Below are 18,623 nucleotides of genomic sequence, written 5' to 3'. Positions count from 1 at the left end.
CCAGCCGCCGATAGAGGGCGGCATCGTCTGGCCGAGAGAGGAGAAAGTAGAGAGGAGACCGCGGAGAAATCTTGCTGCTGCCCAGACGCGTCCGACTTGTCAGCCGGCCCTCTTGTTGTTTCTCCTTTCTACTCTCTACCTTCTCCGCTCTATTGAAAAAGGCCCCGGCAGAGCCGGGACCTTTTTCAATACGGGCGACAGGGGTCGAACCTGTAACCTTCGGTTCCGTAGAGGGCTCCGAAGCCCGTGTGAAAAAAGCCGTAACTACTTATGCTATTTATAGCTAAGACGAAGTTGTCTGTCAAGTAAATTCCATGAAATTTGGCTGTTTTTGGTAGTAATCCGAATGAAAAGTAGTAGTACTACTATTCTGTTGTGCGGGTGTTGCCATGATCGCCAATTGCAGCCCTTGCTTTATCTGTTAGAGCGTAACCTCCACGAGATCCAAAAGGCCGCTTGATCAGACTTAACCGTAGGAAAACCTTCAGCGCCTGTCGCGTCACGTGCTTGCTGTGACCTCCTGCCGCAATAATGTCGGTTTGCTTCATCACGCGGTGCCGCGATTCTGCCATGGCCTGAAGAATGTCCAGTTGCGCTTTGGTCAACGCGGGAACTGCTGTCGTTTCTTTCTCACTGTCAGAATTCGCGACCCTCTCCGGTCGGGTTAGCTCCACGTGCTGAAGCATTCGATTCACCATGTCCGCGTGGGAGACGAGGTGCTTGATTATCCGATCCAGAGTCTCTCCCCGACGTGGAAAGGGATTGTGGATGAAGCGGATCAAAACTCTCCGGCCGCGAGACGCTCCCATGATCTCGCCCGTCCATGCTCTTGCTTTGTGCGACACGATGACGATCATTGGAACGAGCTTGCCCTTGTATATCTCGTCCATCTCGTCCAGGAAGTTGTCAATCACCGACGGGCTGGCGACGCGCGATGAAGAGCAGACGTACATGGGCGCAGACACAATCACGTAGTCGTATCGCCGCTTCTTGATCCTGCGCCTTGCCATTGCCTGACAGTCCGCCATGTCGTACTTGTCATGTAGCGAGAAAAGCACCTCCTTCATGTAGTCGAGTTCTTCCTGATCCCTGCACACAATCAATGCATGGTGTCTCATGGCTGGCCCCCCTTTGTGAAGAATCGCTGCCGAGCACCCGGCGCAAAGGCCGGGTGCCCGGCGCCCCCAGAACCATCTACTGCTGCCGGCGCGTTCGTCGTCGCGACGGCGCCTGGATTGCCTTCTGCGTCAGGCCGCGGCGGTTGGCAACGTCGTCGCCGGGGAAGACGCACAGGTGTACGCACGTCTGGTCAGCGACCAGGGCTTGGCCGACGACGTCATCGGCGGCGAACCGCCAGTCGCCTCCGACGCCGACGCTGGGGCAGATCGTGCAGTCGATCCCGCCCACGTGTTCCATCAGGACGCTGGCCGCCTTGGCGGAGAAGTCTTTGTTCCTCTCGCCCAGTTGTGCCGCGGCGTCCATCGCATAGCCGGTGATCAGCCGCTGCCAGACACGCTCCAGCGTCTGGGGCTTGTCGAAGATGTCCGCGGCCAGGAACCGCCCGTTGACGGCCGCCACCACGCCGCACGCGCCCTCGGGATACGTCAGGGCCTGGACGTACAGGTCAAACGACTCGCGCCGCTGCTTGACGACATCGCTCATGGCCATCGTCGGCGAGGCGGCCTGGAAAGCCATGACGTTTTCACGTACTTCTTGCCACACGGCGCCTTGGTCGCTGCGGGCCTGGCCGCTCTCCCGCAGGCTGGCCGTCACGTCGCGGCTCTTGCGCGCCCGCAGGCGCGAGGGCGAGTAGTTGCCCGACTGGAACTTTGCCGACTCGTGATACCACCGCCCCTGTTCGACGCACGAGACCGGGATCTTCGTCTTGGACTCGCCCTTGAGCAGGACGGACGTGTTCATGATCCGGTTCTGCTTGGCGCCGACCAATTCCTCGCCGTCCAGCAACAGGACCATCTTCACGCCCGTGTTGTTGGCCAGAAGTTCGGGCACGCTGCCGGCCTCACTGACCTCCGTCACGGCCAACACGCCGGCCGCGATGGCGTCCTGGGCGAGAGTGTAATCAAGCCCCTGGTACCCCTCCCCCCGCAGGGGCACCAGGGTTAAGTTACGATGGCCGAAGGCCTCGCCGATCCGCAGAGCCGGCACAACCGTCTTGAGCACCCCGTTCTGTTCTGTCCGTTCATTTTCCATTGCCGTGTCCTTTCAGTGTGTTCCCCGCAGGTTCTTCCCCTTGGGCGCCGATATTATGGCCGGGCACTGTGACAGGTATGGTCATAGTGCCTTCACGCGGGGGTATGACAGATGTGGTCACGTTCTACAGCATCTTGTGGGACACGGGCCGCAAAGAGCCCCAGCAGATGGGGGCACGAATTTTCTGAAAAATTCTTTCGGCCAGGCGGTTTGATGGCCGCCCGCCTGTCCAGTGAGCTATAATCACCTCGCTTCACCTGACGTAAGGGGCACGATATGGGCCGAGGAGAGCCGCTGTTTCGACAATGGGAGTTGCTCAAGACGCTGCAGGCCAATCGCTTCGGCATCACGGCCGACGAACTGGCCCAGCGCCTGGAGTGCAACAAGCGCACTGTCCTGCGGGACCTGGATGTGCTGCAGACGCACTTCCCGCTGCGGACCGATCATCGTGAGAACAACCGCAAGTACTGGAAGCTGGACTCGGGGTACCTGGAATCCGAGAAGCTCCAGATGACGATGACGGAAATGCTCAGCCTTTACCTCAGCCAGCAGCTCCTGGCGCCGCTGGCCGGCACCCCCTTTGGCGATGGCCTGAACTCTGCCCTCCAGAAGATCAGGGCCGTGCTCCCGACCAAGGCCCTGAGCTACTTCTCCGACCTCGACGACGCCTTCCTGATCAAGACCCTCGCCAGCCACGATTACTCCGGCCAGACGAAAGAGATCGAACTGCTCAATGAGGCGATCATCAATCGCCAGGTGCTGAGGGTTGTCTACTGCTCCGCCAGCCAGGGCCGAGACATGGAAACGGTGTTCCATCCCTACGGAATGGTGGTGCTGTCTTCGTCCCTGTACTGCATCGGATGGCTGGCCGAATACGATGAGGTGCGCACACTGAAGGTCTCACGTTTCAAGGGCGTGCGGGCCACGTCCAAGTCATTCGAAAAGCCAAAGTCATTCTCGCTGACCAAACACACCCACGGCGCCTTCGGAATCTTCGGCCCCGGCAAGTTCCAGAAGATCAAAGCCCGCTTCACCGGCTGGGCGGCAACGAATGTGCGGGAACAGCAATGGCATCCGAGCCAGAGGATCACGAAGGACGATGGCCAGAACGTGGTTGCGACCTTCGAGCTGAGCAACACTGTCGAGTTTGTGCGATGGGTGCTGGGGTTTGGAGAGCATGCGACCATGCTCTCGCCCAAGGCTTTGGCCGGGCAGATTGCTACCACGCTTGAACGGACAATTAGGAGCTACCGAAGTTCTGCGGGGCCTCAACGGCGGAAGACTGATTCTGCTCCCAACTGATCTGCTTGGGAATCGATACCCAGAATGCCCGTTATGGAGAGCCTTCTGCCAGTACGCTGAGCCAGCAGGAGCTGTACGCTTGCAGTACGGCCGCAGTAGAATCCACGCGTCATCTTGATAAACTCCGTCAGGTCGTCAGGCACGCGGGGCGGTTTCTCGGATCAGCCATATCGGATTCCTGTTGACGAAACCGCCCTCAGGTTTTACAAGTCACCAATCCGACTGACACGGGGCACGTGGCGTAGCCTATGCCGGCCAGATGCTGCGAGATCATGACAGTGGGCGAGCTGACACAATATCGAAAGATCTCCAAGGCCACGCTGTACAAGCGAGCCCGAGAGCAAACTGCTGGTTCCACAAGTGAGGCAATCACGGACGAATTGGGCATCTGAGGAAGGCAGGGTCTAGTAATGGATGAACCACGTTCTCTTGACAGCGTCTTCAAAGAAAAGCTCTTCCGTATCCCGGATTACCAGCGGGGATACGCTTGGGGTCGCGAACAGTTGGAAGCGTTCTGGGAAGACCTGGTGAATCTACCCGACGGGCGGTCGCATTACACCGGCGTCTTGACGCTTAAAGAGATTCCATCCACCACCGTCAACGCTGACGAGAAAGAGTTCTGGCTAATCGACGACCATTCCTACAAGCTGTACCATGTTGTAGACGGTCAGCAGCGGCTAACCACCTTCATTATCTTTCTTCAGGCTTTCGTCGAGTTGGTGCGAGATTTGCCAGACTCCAGTGGCAAGCCTAACCACGAGATTTACATCGCAGACACTCTGAGCATTGACGGGGTCCAGAAGAAGTTCCTCTTCATGGTCAAGCCACAGGGCGATCAGTACCGGACCTACAAGTTCGGGTACACGGACGACAATCCAAGTTACCAATATATGCGGTATCGCATCATGAATGAAGACGGCGGGGGTACCGTCCATGAGACCTTCTACACGCTGAACCTCAGCAACGCAAAGCTGTTCTTCCTTGAGCAGCTGCGTGGGTGGCACGAAAACGAAGGCGTCCAAGGCTTGCACGAGCTCTACCGCACCCTGACGAAACGATTTCTGTTCAACGAGTACATCATTAAGGACGAGTTCGATGTCTTCGTTGCCTTTGAGACGATGAATAACCGGGGCAAGAAGCTATCTGACCTAGAACTCTTGAAGAACCGTCTGATTTACTTAACCACTCTGTATACCGACGACGAGCTTGATCTGGCGGAACGTAAAAGCCTTCGAGATTCCATCAATGATACGTGGAAGGAAGTCTACCACCAGTTGGGCCGCAACAAGCTCAAGCCTTTGAACGATGATGACTTCCTGCGCGCTCATTGGACCATGTACTTCAAGTACTCCAGACAAACTGGCAGAGACTACATCCGCTTCTTGCTGGATGAGCAATTCACCGCGCAGCGGGTCCATCGCAAGGTCGTTCACGAGGTTGACCTGGAGCAGACTGACGAGCAGTCGTGGGAAGAGGAGATTGATGCAGGTGAGGAGGATGTCAACGGCGATATCACGGAGCCGCTTCGCGAGACTGCGGAACTTAGGCCGACCGAGATCCGCGATTACGTGCTCAGTCTCAAGCAATCATCCCTCTATTGGTTCGCTTCCTTCTACCCCGAACTGGCCGGGAACCTGTCTGCGCAGGAGACGACATGGCTGCAGCGTCTGACCCGCGTCGGCATGGGCTACTTTCGGCCGCTGGTCATGGCAGTCCTAAAGAACATTCCAGACGAGGCCGCACGGATAGGCCTTTTCAAGCGGATAGAGCGGTTCATCTTCATCGTCTTCAGAATGACGGTCACTCGCTCGAACTACCGCAGCAGCGAGTTCTACAACTTTGCCCGCGCAGTGGATCGCGGTGAGGCTACCTTGTCGGAAATCGCGGAGCAGCTGGACCAGCGCATGTTGTTCGCTTTTGATGACGAAGGCCATTTCCGCTTGGGGAGCCTGTACAACGTGCTGGAGAAGAAATTCGCCAACGGCGACGGGTTCTATGGGTGGTCCGGGTTGCGCTATTTCCTCTATGAGTATGAATTGAGCCTTCTATCCCGCAGCCGCCAGAAGAAGGTGGATTGGTCCGACCTCTTAAAGAGCAATAAAGACACGATTTCGATAGAGCATATCTATCCCCAGACCACGACGGAGGATTGGGCGGAACAGTTTCAAGGGTTGGATGAGATCGCGCAGTCAGCCTACAAGTGCAGCCTGGGAAATCTGCTGCTTCTCTCATCTGCAATCAACTCGTCGCTGCAAAACGACAGCTTTGAGGAGAAGAAGCGGCCGCAGTTCCACACCGATGGCAGCAAGGCGCGTAACGGCTATGCTGACGGGTCACACTCGGAAATTGAGGTCGCAGCGGAAGCCATCTGGGGGCCTGCCCAGATCTGTGCTCGTGGAATGAAACTGCTCAGCTTCATGGAGAAGCGATGGATGCTTCCTCTTCCTGGTGAGACGCAAAGGTGGAAGATGTTGTTTCCGAAGCTGGCCAGCGAGTCCAAGGACGATCCGGCTGGGAAGGAGCACCCGTGACCGTTATTAGGCAACACACAGATACGAACAATGGGATGCAACCAAGCTGAGAGCATCGGGCGCTATGGAGCAGGAATCATACACTCGATCCAATCGCATTGACCAGCAGCTGCGGTCTGCTGGTTGGCTGCCTCGCAGTCAGCGGCTGCTTGAGGAGTTTGTCCTCAAGGCAACCGTTGAAGGCGACTGCACCGAGTTTGCTGACTATGCACTGTTGGACCAACAAAAGGCGCCAATCGCCATCGTCGAAGCGAAGCGCAGCAGCCGCAGCGCTCTGGAAGGCGAACGGCAGGCGGCTGATTACGCGCGCCGGATCGCAGCCGACTGTGGTACAGAACCGTTTGTCTTCCTGGCAAATGGCAATGAGATATGGTTCTGGGACAGTTCTCTCTACCCGCCGCGAAAGGTGAGCGGGTTCTACTCACCAGGGGATCTCGACCGACTGCGATTCATTCGGAGCTATAGGCAGCCACTCGGTGGAGCCGATGTGGATGTGAATATTGCCGGTCGCGCCTACCAAATAGAGGCGATTAAGACTATCGCCGAACGAATTGAAACGTCGCGCCGCCGTTTCCTGTTGGTGATGGCGACGGGAACGGGCAAGACCCGGACGGTGATCGCTCTCATCGAACTGCTCTTGCGCCGAAAATGGATTCAGCGGGTGCTGTTCTTGGCTGACCGCCGCGAGCTGGTCAAGCAGGCTCTAGATGCCTTTAAGGAGCATCTGCCCCAGGTGCCGCGCGGATGGGTTGAATCTGGAGAAGTCGATCCTGCCGCTCGCGTCCTGGCCGCCACCTACCCCGGCATGATGGCGACATACCAGCGGCTCTCGCCGGGCTACTTCGACCTGATTGTAGCTGATGAGAGCCATCGCTCGATATACAACCGATACAAGGCGATCCTTGATCACTTCGACTCTATTCATGTCGGACTTACAGCCACACCAACCGATTTCATCGATCACAACACGTTCGAGTTGTTTGAGTGCGAGGATGGCCTGCCCACCTTCCACTACAGCTATGACGAGGCCATTCATGATGGCCACTTGGTCCCATACCGCCCGGTTCACGTCGCCAAGACCGGATTCCAGGTGGAGGGGCTGAAGCCCGGAACACTTCCCCCTGAGATCGCTAAGGAGCTTAAGGAACAGGGGATTGAGCCATCGGAGTTGGATTTTGAGGGAACTGACTTCGAAAAACGAATTACCAACACCGGTACAAATGACGCCATCGTCCGGGAGTTTATGGATGTCTCCATCAAGGATGCGGTGGGTACGCTACCCGGCAAGACCATCATCTTCGCGGTAAGCCACAATCACGCTCTCGAACTGTACCAGAGCTTCAATCGACTCTATCCCGACCTCCAGCGGCGAGGCCTTGCCAAGGTGATCGACAGCCGCATGGAGAGGGCCGACAAGACGCTCGACGATTTCAAGAATCGGGATTTCCCACGTGTCGCCATCTCTGTGGACATGCTGGACACCGGCATTGATGTGCCGGCGATTCGCAATCTCGTCTTCGCCAAGCCGGTTTTCAGCCAAGTAAAGTTCTGGCAGATGATCGGCCGGGGCACTCGCCCATGGAAGGACCCGCTTTCGGGGAAGGCGAAGAAAGACTTCCTGATCATAGATCACTGGGACAACTTCGCCTACTTTCAGGTCAATCCTGCCGGCCACGGAGAGACACCAGCAGCCGAGCCGCTGCCGACGCGGACGTTCCGGCTGCGAGTGGAGGCAATGGAGATATTAGCCGGCCGTGGCGAGGCGGAATTGGCCCAATGCGAGTGCAACGCGCTCAGGGCCATGCTTCGTGACGTGCCGCTGGACAACGTCAACGTGGCTCCGCATGCAGATGAAATCCGACACTTGATAGACAAGCCAGACGCCTGGTTGCCGCTCGACGAGGCCAAGTACAAGCATCTGGTGTTGACCATCGCTCCCCTGCTGCGATTCTCCTCGGCATCGGGCTACACGACGCTGCAGTTTGAGAATCTCACGCAGAGTCTCGCCGTGGCAGCCCTCAAGGCCGAAGTAGAGGAGATCCAAAGGCTCCGGGTGAGGACCCTGGAGAACTTGTCGCTTCTCCCGCATGATCTGCCCGAAATCAGAGCCGTGGCAGACGAACTCAATCGCGCAATGAGCGACGAGTACTGGCAGCCCGTCGACTACGAACGTGTCATTCATATCCACCGGGTGTTCTCTCCCGTCATGCGATTCCGTGCCCGTCGCGAAACCGGCCAACTGGTCCGCCTGTCTGTGCGCGATGAGATACGTGATCGCCACTGGATCATTTTCGGCCCCTCAGGCGAAGGAGCATTTGCTGACACGTATCGTCAGCAGGTCGAAGCCTTCGTCCGCGATCTGGCCGAACAGAGCCCAGCTCTTCAGAAACTTCGCGAGGGCGGAACGCTATCAGACTACGAATGTGACGAAATAGGACACGTACTCGAGCGTCCGGATCTGTTTATCACTGAGGAGCGGCTGCGAGAGCTCTACCACCAGCCCAGTGCGGATCTGAGAGCCTTTCTGGGGCACATTCTCGGTATCGCGGCGTTACCGTCACGCGAGAAGCAGGTGTCCGAAGCCTTCGATGGCTGGGTGACCGCCCACCCCAAGCTGAACGCTACACAGCTCATGTTTGTCCGCACGCTGCGTCAGGCGGTGCTCAGCCGGGCGCAGGTCCGCACCGTAGAGCAGCTTCACCAGTCGCCCTTCACCCGGATTGGCGACCCTGAGAAGCTGTTTGACAGGAACACCCTGAAGGAACTGATCAAGCTCGCGGCCGAGTCTGCCGCCTGAGGACGCCAATGCTTTCACCGAAACTGCGAAACAAAGTTCATAGCCTCTGGACGATGTTCTGGTCCGCCGGAATGACCAACCCTCTGGTCGCCATCGAGCAGATCACGTATCTGCTCTTCCTGCGGCAACTCGAACGCTTCGACGCCGCACGAACTAAGGCCGATCCGCCCAAGGAATCCATCTACTACAAGGACGAGAAGGCGAAGAAGGACTACAATCAGTGTCGCTGGAGCTACATCCGCCAAGATCCCTCATTCAAGTTATTCAATGACACGGTCTTTCCCTGGCTCCGCGGCCTGGAGAAGTGGCTCAAAGAGAACAGCCCCGCTAACCATGATCCGCTCATGCACGTCACCGGCCGATTAGATGATGCCTACTTCATTCTCGATCCGAACAAGACCGACACACTCGAACGCGCCGTAAAGGCAATCGATGAATTGTTCGCCCAGCTCGACGGACATAGCGCCAATGCGGATATCATGGGGGACATCTTCGAGTACCTTCTCGGCGAGATTCAGTCCGCGGGCAAGAATGGGCAGTTCCGCACGCCCAGGCACATCATCCGCTTCATGGTCGAGATGCTTGACCCGCCAGCGGGGTCGCGCGTGCTCGATCCCGCCAGCGGCACGGGCGGCTTTCTCGTCAACACGCTGCTCCATTGGAGGAAGCAGGCCACTGATCCCGGTACGCTCCGCATCGAGTGGGATGGCACGCCGCACCGTACCTACGGCATGCTGTCCAAGAGAGTCGACCTGAACGAGTGCTTCGTCGGCTTCGACAACGACCGAACCATGGTCCGCATCGCCTGGATGAACCTCATCCTGCACGAGTTGGATTTCCCACGTATCGAGCAGCGCGACAGCCTGTCCAAGCGGATGCCCGACGACCTCAGCGACAGCTTCGACTTCATCTTGGCCAATCCGCCCTTCACCGGCAGCGTAGACGAGGGCGACCTGTCCACAAATCGCAACCGCGTGCCGTCCTCTGGTCATAAGGATAAGCCCATCACCACCAAGAGCGAACTGCTCTTCGTCTGGCTGATGCTCGACCTGCTCCGCACCGGCGGGCGGTGTGCCGTGGTCGTGCCCGACGGCGTGCTCTTTGGCTCGACGAATGCCCACCGCGAACTGCGCCGCCAACTTCTATTCGAGAACACGCTTGAGGCGGTCGTGTCGCTGCCCGGCGGAGTCTTCCTGCCATATGCCGGAGTCAAGACGTCCATCCTCATCTTCCAGAAGGTCAGCCAGAAGGCTGTCGCCGGCCAGGAACCGCGCACTCGTGAGGTATGGTTCTACGACGTGGCCGATGAAGCCTTCACCCTCGACCAGAAGCGGAAAGAGAGATTCCAGGGCCCCAATGACCTGTACGACGCCGTCGCCAAGTTCCGCCTTTGGCATGAAGTCCTCCAGGGCTCCGACGCTCCCGGCCTGCGTGAGGCCGCTGTTACAACGGCCTACCATCAGCCACAGTACTCGCTGGAGCGATGGCGAGTGCTGGATGACGAGTTCCTGCGAATCTTTCCCGAGGAGAGTTCTCAGGCTGGGCATGCCTTGGGCATTCACGAGGTCTTTAAGGCCCTGCCGCGTGATCCCGCCAAGGCCACCGAAAAGGTTAAGGCTGAGGCGCTCGACCTTTTCACGAAACTGACCAGACAGTTCGTCAATGATGCCCACGGTATCGGGGCAACCGAAAAGAGCACCCAGAAGAAGACCGACAGGGCGAAAGAGGAGTTGGATGTCAGGCTGCGCAAGCTGTCCAACGACCTTAATCGTGTCAACCGCGAGCACGGCATCCTTGATCGCGAGTTCGACCAGTTCGGCTTCACGGCAATGCGCGAGACTTGGGAAGAGGCCAAGGCCAATGCGCGTGCAAGCTTGGATCAACGACAGCGCGATGGCGGCAAGCCCAAGAAGCCCAGCGGCTACGATGTACCCGACGATGAGCTTCAGACTCTCCTCAAAGGCTTTGCGCGGATGGATGGCTATGACCTCTGGCTGCGAAGCGTTGAACCTGAGCGTCAGGACAAGAAGGATGATAAGGAACAGCAACTCGCCTGGACCACGCCCGTCCGCGCCTGGGCCAAGCTGGATAGTTGGGGCAGGGACCCGCAGACAGGCGAGGAAACCGCCAAGCCCACGCACGACGCCGAGGGCAACGTCGATCCGGAATACCTGAAGTTCCTGACCGAGCGGATGAACGTGTTCAGCGACGACGGCACGGTGAAGGAAGACTTCCGCGACCGGCTCGACCCCGACTGCATCGAGGCCGCCGACCTGAACCTTTCCGCCGGCCGGCACAAGCCGTTCGTCTTCGAGGCAGGCGACCACGAAAAGCCCGCGGCCCTCGTCAAGAAGCTTGATGTCGTCCACGCCGACATCCGCACTAAGCTCGCCAACCTCCTGGCCATGGTGGAGGGCAAAGCGTGAAGCAGACGCTCCCCAACACATGGCACCTTGCCAGGTTGTCGCAGGTGTGCGAGGTGAATCCACGGGATCCGATCCCTTCGGACGTTGAGGGCGAAGTCAGCTTTGTGCCAATGTCCGCCATCGACGAGGTCATGGGCGAGATCACTGAGGCGGAGCCGCGGGATATTGCGGAGGTGCGAACCGGCTACACGCCGTTTTGCGAGAATGACGTGCTGTTCGCAAAAATCACGCCATGCATGCAAAACGGCAAGGCCGCAGTAGCCAAGGGGCTGATCGGGGGAAGAGGCTTCGGGTCCACGGAGTTCCACGTACTCCGTGCTGGACCGCACGTTCTGCCGGAATGGCTGTTCTTCCTCGTGCGAAACCCCGTGTTTAGAAAGCGTGCGAAAGCCGCCTTTACCGGATCGGCGGGACAGCAACGCGTTCCTACCGCATTCCTGATCAGTGTGCAGGTTCCCCTTCCTCCCCTCAGCGAGCAGCGGCGGATTGTGGCGATGCTGAGGGAGGCCCAAGCTGTTCGACGCTTGCGCCGCCAGGCAGACGACCTGACCGCCAAACTCATACCCGCCATCTTCCACGAGATGTTTGGCGATCCAAGCACGGCCAACCACATCCGGCTGGGTAAGCTGCTGGCTGAGTCGCCCCAGAATGGCCTGTACAAGCCGGCGGATCAGTACGGCGAGGGCACACGAATCATCCGCATTGGAGATTTCTACGACGGACGAATCACGGATGTCACGGCACTTCAGCGGCTCCGGTTGTCCGAGAAGGAAATTGACAGGTACGGGGTCCAAACAGACGAGATCCTGGTCAACCGCGTCAATAGCGTGGAATATTTGGGCAAGAGCGCCATCGTGCCCGTGATGGATGAGCCCGCCGTCTTTGAATCCAACATGATGCGGCTCAAAGTGGATCGGGCGAAGGTTCGGCCAACGTATTTGCTGGCCTATCTGCAGACCGACTATGCACTGTACGAGCTTCGCCGACGGGCAAAGCTGGCTGTGAATCAAGCCAGCATCAACCAGGGCGATGTGCAGTCTCTGCCTGTGCCGGTTCCCGCTCTCGAACACCAAGATGAATTCCTGCGTTTGCTTGCCGCCGTCGCGGATGCGAGCAGTGCCTTGGGTTCGTCAATCGGTCTGCTGTCCGATCTGCAGGACTCTCTTCTCGCTAATGCCTTCAGCGGCGAATTGACAGGCGACTGGCGCGAGAAGAATCGGGACTTGCTGGAGCGTGAGGCGGCTGAGCGTGACGCAGCGATCAAGGCGGCGGGCGTAAAACTGGCGAGGCCGGAGCGGCCGGTCATCAGCGTGGCCGTGCCGACCACCGGACGACACGCGGAACTCAACCGCGAGCAGCGGGAATTGCTGCGGCAGATAAAGCTGGCTGTGACCGAGAATGGCCAAGGACCCGCCTTTACGCTCGGTTCGATGCGGGATTGGCTGTCCGAGCCGCTGGACAAGCTGCCCGAGGATGCCCTCCGCCGCCATCTGGATGTGCTGGCGGCCCGGGGTCTGGTGCGGGTGGTCAGCCGGAGGGTTGCGGGCAGTTCCGGCGACGGCGCGGCCTTCGGCAATGTCTTCCGCCTGCCCCGCGAACACGCTAGTGATGGTGGAGAACCCTCCGATCACGCCCGCATGGAAGAGTTGACCCGCATGGCCCGCGCGGGGCGCATTCATGATGTCTCGGTTGGCAATTCTCTTTCCCTTTCTGGGTCGGTCGATGTTCAGGCTGACCAGGTCAAGGGGGGCTGAGCATGTGGCTACGATACCTTCATCTTCCGGACTACGGCGTGCTGAAGGATGTCAAGGTCGCCTTCCACCAGGAGGGTATCCTGGAGCGTAAGGGATCGCTTCAGTTCGTCGTCGGCCTGAATGGCACCGGCAAGAGTAGTTTACTTCGGGCGGTATATGAGACTTTCCGCTGTCTGGACCGGGGAGAGGTCCCTCCGTTCCCGGTGGCTCTAGCCTATGAGACGACCCGCGATAAGGAGCGGAAACTCGTCTTTTTCCGACACCTTGAGGATTCAAAGAGCGAAGCGGTCTTCGTAGTCGCGCCTTTTGAATCGCATCTGGCAGAAGTGGTATCTGGCCTCGGTGGCGAAACGACGTGGGATGATGTGATGCCCCTGATCAAACAAGGGCGGGCTCCATCGGGGGAGGTTGATGCGATGTGGATTCATGGCGACGCGTTTCAAGGCAATCAGCTCTTGGCCGAGCACCTGCCTGATCCTCTTGTGGCTTACACATCCGGCGACCTGGCAGTCTGGCTGCGAGCGGCTGAGAAGCAGTTGCCGGGTGACGCGCTGGCCGAGATTATCATCGAGGGCGGACAGGACGACGACAGGCCCAGGGGTTGGGACATTAACCGGGAGTTGGGCGCGGTTGATGTGGAAATGACGGCCCAGCAGCGCAATGAGTTGCGGGCGCAGATCGAGCCACACGACAGCGATGCCGACGCGAGTTGCCTACTGTTGACGCCCCCTGACCTCAAGCTGGCAGCGGTTGCCGTCGGGCTGGTGGCGGCTAGCGAGGAACTGCGCCAGCACCCTGCGGAAGACGTGATGCAGGCTTGGCGCAGTAAGCTTTTGGAACGGATGCGCCAGCAGCAACATGGCAAGCGCCCTGCTGAGAAGGACGCCAGGACGCTGCTCAACGAGGTGGACTGGTGGTGGCCGACCCACCTGAGCATTACCTACAGGCCGCACACGGGCCGGATGAACCCCGAATGGCATGCTCAATGGCTGGCGCTGTGCGCTTTGGCCGACGAAGTGATCCGCCTGCCTCTGGGAAGGATGCAGATGGTGATCGACCTGGGCTTTGGCGAACGCCGGATTACACCAATGCTTGAAGGAGTGTTGGGAACCCGTTTCGAGGTCCGAGGCGAGGAAACAGTAGATCGTTGGCCGCCGACTATCGGTGACGTTGCCAACCAGGTAGATGGGGCACAGTCGGGGGCTTGTGCCGTTGCTCGTATTCTCAGCACGGTCAGGCAAGAGCAAGGCGGAACAGCTACCCCCCTCTGGCAGGTGTTCCGCACACTTCAGGGCTGGCGGGCAGCCCGCTTGATTGAGGATGCCACCGTGACCGTCAAGCGGGTCAGCCCGATGACCGACCATGCCGGCTATGCCGACGATGTGGTGCTGACCTGGGATGATTTCTCAGACGGCGAGCAGATGCTTCTGGGGCGGATGGCCCTCTTACTGCTGCTGCGTGGCCGTGACGGCAGCATGCTGCTGCTGGACGAACCCGAGACGCACTTCAATGATTCCTGGAAGAGAGAGATCATCGATATCGTCGATGATAACGTGCTCAAGACCACCGTCGCCCAGGTTCTTGTGGCAACGCACACAAGCATCGCGCTCACGGATGCCTTCGCGAGCGAGATTATTCGCCTCGTCCGGGAGGACGGCCAAGCGAGGGTAAAGCCAGTGTCGTTCCCGACGTTCGGAGCCGAACCGGGGCGGGTGATGCTGCACGTGTTCGAGACAGCCGAGTGCATCGGGTCGCGGGCTGACGAGGTGCTAAGGCAGAAACTCGCCGAAGACTGGACTGCGGACACTCGAGACGCACTTGAGCGGCTGGTGGCAAAGATTGGCGGCGGCTGGCCGAGGGCCAGATTACAGAAACTGCTGGACGAACTGACGCATGATACACCCGGTCCCTGATTCGCAAGAGCGCCAGCGCATGTTACGCATCGTCGAGCTGCAATGTCAGCTTGTGCGATCGCTCTGCGCGCTGCCGGAAGGAGCAGTGGTAGACCTTCCCTGGCTGCAGCGGCTCGCATGGCCGGCAGTTGACTCGGACTGGGTTTGCCGATTCTGGGGGAATCAGAATGGCCGCCGCCAGCCGTGGATGAACACGGTGGCATCGGCCGACCGGGCAGCCAAGGACGAGCTGCTCCGCATCATGGGGGAACAACATCGCTTCCGTGAGTTGTATACTGCTCCGGTTGGCGTTCATCTTACTCAAACGGATGCGGCGTTCTGGGAGGGGGCGCATGCACGCCGAGCGATGAAGAACCTTCTGTTGGACTTTTACGAGCCTTGGCTGCGCCAAGACCTCGGGTATCCTGACTCGGTGTGCCAAGGGAATGGCCATCTGACTCGGCAGGCGTTCCTCCGTGAACCCGTCTTCAGTATCTGCCCCTACTGCGACAACCAACTTCAGAGCACTGAGCTGGACCACTTCCTCCCGAAAAGCGCGTTTCCGTTCCTGTCCGTACATCCGGACAATCTGATTCCCTCGTGCCACGATTCTAATCGTGGAGACCGCAAGGGCGACACGCCGCCGCTGGACTGGACAAGCTTAGACCAAACAGCCGAACATTTTCATCCACGCTGGCGATCCGCCGTGGGCAAATTCAAGGTCGCGTTTATCGAGCAAGGAGCCAGGGAGTTGGTAGCAACGCTGGAGGCCCTCGATCCGGCCGACCAACCCAAGGTTGCTAATCTCGACAGGTTGTTCAGGCTAGCGGAGTTCTGGGGACGCACGCTCATGTGCGACATCCAGGACATTCAAAAGGAGATTGCCAATGACATGTGGCACGCCGGAGGGCCTGCCGACGCCGCGGCGGCCCGGGCATGTCTGACTAGTCGTTCAGAAAATTGCCAACGGTGCCTGAATAGGCGCCCGCTTCAATACTACTGGCAGCACCTGTATGCCCACGCGGCGCAGAGCGATCTCATCATCCGCGAGGTGCTGCGTCAGTATCACGAGGACCGTCAGATCGGGTAGATGGCAAAGTGCTCTTGGGACGGCAACAACCGACGGCCCGGTCTGGTACGCATTAACAATCAGCTACTGCGGCCAAAGCTGGCGAGGGTAGTCACCCAAAGTGATCGCATCAGCCTTAAGTTCATAGATGATCTAGTTGTGCAGTCCACTCTGGATGCCAAGGCTTCGCATTTCTTTCAGCTCTGCAGGTGTATACGGTGGAGTTTTGCGGTGCGCCATTGAGTGACAGTTCGGGCAGATTGGAACCAGATGAATTGCCGGATCAATAACATATGATTCCTGCATCATAGACAATGGCTCAAGATGGTGCACATGGATGAAACCATCGCCAACCCGGCCGTATTGCTCTCCGAAGTGGAAACCACAGACACAACAGCGAACACCGTTTATCTCGATACAAGCAGCTCGATTGATGCGGCTCCTCTCATACCGCCTTACCTTGGCAAGCGTGACGGCTCCTTCCGCCTCGCCCACTGGTACAGCGCTCTCCGCAGGCTCAAGCGGGAGCAACGCGAGCGTAATGCCAAAGAAAGTTGCCGCCCACGGAAAGACCGTCTGTGTTTCGCGCAGCGGGTCTTCCGGTGTAATAACCAAGGCACCCTTTCGCATCGAGAACTCCACAGATCGCCATGCAGATGGCCAAGTATCCGGGGCGGCAGGGTCAGCCGGTATCCCACCGATGGTCATTTTGATTGGTGCACCCTTCTGAACTGCTGAAGCGGCGAAGATCCGAAAGGCGGCTTTCTGGTCAACTGTTGCTGCTTGCATTGCCTGCACGAGTTCTACCGCATAGCTGGCAGGCATAAAATGCGCCTCTATCGCGCGCCAGCCAACGACAAAGGAGACAGAGAAGCCAATGGTTCGGGGAACATCTGCAGGGCGCACAGTTAGTTGCTGCCCCTCTGGAAGGCGTCTGCTGTCCGCGATAACGGGCAGTCCAAAACGAACGGTAAGGAAAGCAGCCAGGTCTTCAGGCTTGATCATCTTCTTGTCCGTTGCCATCCAGGTCTGGCTCAGGGAGGTCCTCAACCAGCTTTCTCAGAAGCCTAGAGACTTCGAATCTCAGGTCATGAAAATGATTGAGGGTCGCCTCACTGATGGTTCCAAGCTCTGCCTCAACCAAAGCCCACAGCAGAGAATCCATCCCCTGTACTGTGACTCCGGAAGAGTGATTAGGAATATAGACTTTATGGTAGTAAGGATGCCCCGTGTTGATGCGCACAGCATGGTGACCGCTGGCCAATGCTGGTTCCCATAGGAGCCCATCATCTATGCTGCTGACGGTCTGCACGTTCATCTGACCGTTGTTGCTGGCGGCCCCAACTTTAAGCTTCAGAACAAAATGCCCACTCCTGTTTGTCACCTCCACCTCGTTCTTCTTTGGATCGCGGACCTGGATGTCCGCCATGCGAAGGTCTTCTTCCTTTGCTTGAATATTGCGGTCAGAATCAGCGTGCGCGTTCTTTGCCTGTTCGTCGCCTTTCTTCCGCTGCCCCTTGCGATACCTTTCGTTTGCCGCGTTTCGTGGAGCCGGGAGAAACTGGTTCAGTACGTAGTCATAAAGGGCTTCGTTGAGTAAAATTCTTGACTTCTTGATATCAACCTGGAAAGCGTCATCAAGCTTGTGGTCGAAAGAGAACTCGACCCGCAAGAGCGTGAGGTGAGGCTCTTTGCTGAACATACCGATCCAGTCGGCAGGGTGGATCAGGCGGTTCTCACGGTAGATGTAAATGCCCTGCATGCTGTTGGACAGCCTAGCTCGCGCGTGAGCCTCCTCAGAAGTGAACTGTTCCTTCCTGGGTAAAATAAAGGCCCGGATCGTGAAGTGGGTCTTCTTGCCGCTCTCTGACTCAACCGGCACCTTCTCTGAGGCCACCATCTCAGTCTCCTCCTCATCCTCACAGAAGGGATTCCATGCCTCGATGGGAATGCCGTTAAGATTCATCGTGATCGTGCGAGCACGCTTATCCTTCGGGTCCAGGAACCGTTGATAGATCATCCCGGCATGCTGCCGGAAGCTGTCCGCAACCCGTTCTATGGCGTTGCGAGCAGCACTACCGCCTGGATTCGCATATGCTTTCAAGACCCGGTCAACCTTGTCCCAAATCACCAAAGTGCCGGAATGATTATTTGCGGCCTTGTTCAGAAGGTCGATTTCGGCCTTCTTGGGCTCCTCCATCAGGAGTTCCCATTCGGAGACTTTCACGACATGATCCAGATCCCAAGTGGCCTTCAGCGGATCTGCCTTGCCGCTAGAGCGCGTGACCACTGCCAGTCGCCGGCAAAACGCTGTTGACGCGGTCTTCAGGCCCAATCCAAACTTTCCGAGCCTCTGGGGATCGCCGCTCCCCTGGGCTCCATATGTCATACCGTCCAACAGGGTTTGCTCGTCCATTCCGCAGCCATTATCGGCTACAGTAACAAGAATGTCCCCATCAGTATCCATCTGGATACGAATATCGACAAGGTCGGCCCCCGCGTCGACTGAGTTATCAACGATATCTGCCAACGCTGTATTGAAGTCGTAGCCTGTATCTCGCAGGCCCTCAATCAGTCGCGACGGATTTGGCGGCAGCTTCTTTTTTATAGTAGGCACAAATTCTCCTTTCCCATCAGGATT

General features: G+C 58.2%; 11 protein-coding genes. 7 read left to right on the top strand and 4 right to left on the bottom strand.

Translation table 11 applies throughout. From position 1 onward, the window contains the following. Positions 1 to 365 precede the first annotated feature (365 nt). Both ABFD92_07985 and ABFD92_07980 read right to left on the bottom strand, forming a co-directional pair. On the bottom strand, positions 366 to 1,118 hold the full coding sequence (locus tag ABFD92_07985) for a hypothetical protein (GenBank protein ID MEN6504462.1): 753 nt from the start codon (positions 1,116 to 1,118) through the stop codon (positions 366 to 368). Between the two features lie 76 nt (positions 1,119 to 1,194). Further along, positions 1,195 to 2,211: a DUF6569 family protein gene (locus ABFD92_07980; GenBank protein MEN6504461.1), complete on the bottom strand. Its 1,017-nt coding sequence runs from the start codon at positions 2,209 to 2,211 to the stop codon at positions 1,195 to 1,197. A 276-nt stretch (positions 2,212 to 2,487) separates the two neighbouring features. On the opposite strand from ABFD92_07980, the gene ABFD92_07975 reads away from it, so the two are divergent. From ABFD92_07975 to ABFD92_07945, 7 genes are all read left to right on the top strand, one after another. Next, a complete protein-coding gene (locus tag ABFD92_07975; protein ID MEN6504460.1) occupies positions 2,488 to 3,513 on the top strand; it encodes a transcriptional regulator in 1,026 nt (341 codons plus the stop codon). Between the two features lie 410 nt (positions 3,514 to 3,923). Further along, complete coding sequence (locus ABFD92_07970; GenBank protein ID MEN6504459.1) at positions 3,924 to 6,044, top strand: DUF262 domain-containing protein; 2,121 nt, start codon at positions 3,924 to 3,926, stop codon at positions 6,042 to 6,044. A 64-nt stretch (positions 6,045 to 6,108) separates the two neighbouring features. Continuing rightward, the gene (locus tag ABFD92_07965; GenBank protein ID MEN6504458.1) at positions 6,109 to 8,841 is read left to right on the top strand and encodes a DEAD/DEAH box helicase family protein; all 2,733 of its coding nucleotides are present in this window, start codon (positions 6,109 to 6,111) and stop codon (positions 8,839 to 8,841) included. 8 nt (positions 8,842 to 8,849) lie between these two features. Further along, the gene (locus ABFD92_07960; protein ID MEN6504457.1) at positions 8,850 to 11,267 is read left to right on the top strand and encodes a class I SAM-dependent DNA methyltransferase; all 2,418 of its coding nucleotides are present in this window, start codon (positions 8,850 to 8,852) and stop codon (positions 11,265 to 11,267) included. Then, positions 11,264 to 13,021 (top strand): restriction endonuclease subunit S, encoded by a 1,758-nt coding sequence (locus ABFD92_07955; GenBank protein ID MEN6504456.1) that lies wholly within the window; start codon positions 11,264 to 11,266, stop codon positions 13,019 to 13,021. The genes ABFD92_07960 and ABFD92_07955 overlap by 4 nt, the downstream gene beginning before the upstream one ends. 2 nt (positions 13,022 to 13,023) lie before the next feature. After that, complete coding sequence (locus tag ABFD92_07950; protein ID MEN6504455.1) at positions 13,024 to 14,934, top strand: AAA family ATPase; 1,911 nt, start codon at positions 13,024 to 13,026, stop codon at positions 14,932 to 14,934. Positions 14,935 to 14,953: 19 nt separating this feature from the next. Continuing rightward, a complete protein-coding gene (locus ABFD92_07945) occupies positions 14,954 to 16,003 on the top strand; it encodes a hypothetical protein (protein MEN6504454.1) in 1,050 nt (349 codons plus the stop codon). A 132-nt stretch (positions 16,004 to 16,135) separates the two neighbouring features. On the opposite strand, the gene ABFD92_07940 is transcribed toward ABFD92_07945, so the two are convergent. Both ABFD92_07940 and ABFD92_07935 read right to left on the bottom strand, forming a co-directional pair. After that, on the bottom strand, positions 16,136 to 16,987 hold the full coding sequence (locus ABFD92_07940) for a hypothetical protein (protein MEN6504453.1): 852 nt from the start codon (positions 16,985 to 16,987) through the stop codon (positions 16,136 to 16,138). Further along, positions 16,974 to 18,599 (bottom strand): ATP-binding protein, encoded by a 1,626-nt coding sequence (locus ABFD92_07935; GenBank protein MEN6504452.1) that lies wholly within the window; start codon positions 18,597 to 18,599, stop codon positions 16,974 to 16,976. The genes ABFD92_07940 and ABFD92_07935 overlap by 14 nt, the downstream gene beginning before the upstream one ends. Positions 18,600 to 18,623 lie beyond the last annotated feature (24 nt).

This window comes from Planctomycetaceae bacterium, assembly GCA_039680605.1.
In the GTDB taxonomy this organism is placed as follows: Bacteria; Planctomycetota; Phycisphaerae; order SM23-33; family SM23-33; genus JAJFUU01.
The sequence above is the reverse complement of the archived record's forward strand: the minus strand, read 5'-3'. Positions and strand labels throughout refer to the sequence as shown.

What these genes read in the sequence shown, in the direction of transcription:
- ABFD92_07950 (MEN6504455.1), top strand. Translation starts at nt 13,024, where the DNA reads ATGTGGCTACGATACCTTCATCTTCCGGACTACGGCGTGCTGAAGGAT.
- ABFD92_07975 (MEN6504460.1), top strand. Translation starts at nt 2,488, where the DNA reads ATGGGCCGAGGAGAGCCGCTGTTTCGACAATGGGAGTTGCTCAAGACG.
- ABFD92_07985 (MEN6504462.1), bottom strand. Translation starts at nt 1,118, where the DNA reads ATGAGACACCATGCATTGATTGTGTGCAGGGATCAGGAAGAACTCGAC.
- ABFD92_07940 (MEN6504453.1), bottom strand. Translation starts at nt 16,987, where the DNA reads ATGATCAAGCCTGAAGACCTGGCTGCTTTCCTTACCGTTCGTTTTGGA.
- ABFD92_07945 (MEN6504454.1), top strand. Translation starts at nt 14,954, where the DNA reads ATGTTACGCATCGTCGAGCTGCAATGTCAGCTTGTGCGATCGCTCTGC.
- ABFD92_07980 (MEN6504461.1), bottom strand. Translation starts at nt 2,211, where the DNA reads ATGGAAAATGAACGGACAGAACAGAACGGGGTGCTCAAGACGGTTGTG.
- ABFD92_07965 (MEN6504458.1), top strand. Translation starts at nt 6,109, where the DNA reads ATGGAGCAGGAATCATACACTCGATCCAATCGCATTGACCAGCAGCTG.
- ABFD92_07970 (MEN6504459.1), top strand. Translation starts at nt 3,924, where the DNA reads ATGGATGAACCACGTTCTCTTGACAGCGTCTTCAAAGAAAAGCTCTTC.
- ABFD92_07960 (MEN6504457.1), top strand. Translation starts at nt 8,850, where the DNA reads ATGCTTTCACCGAAACTGCGAAACAAAGTTCATAGCCTCTGGACGATG.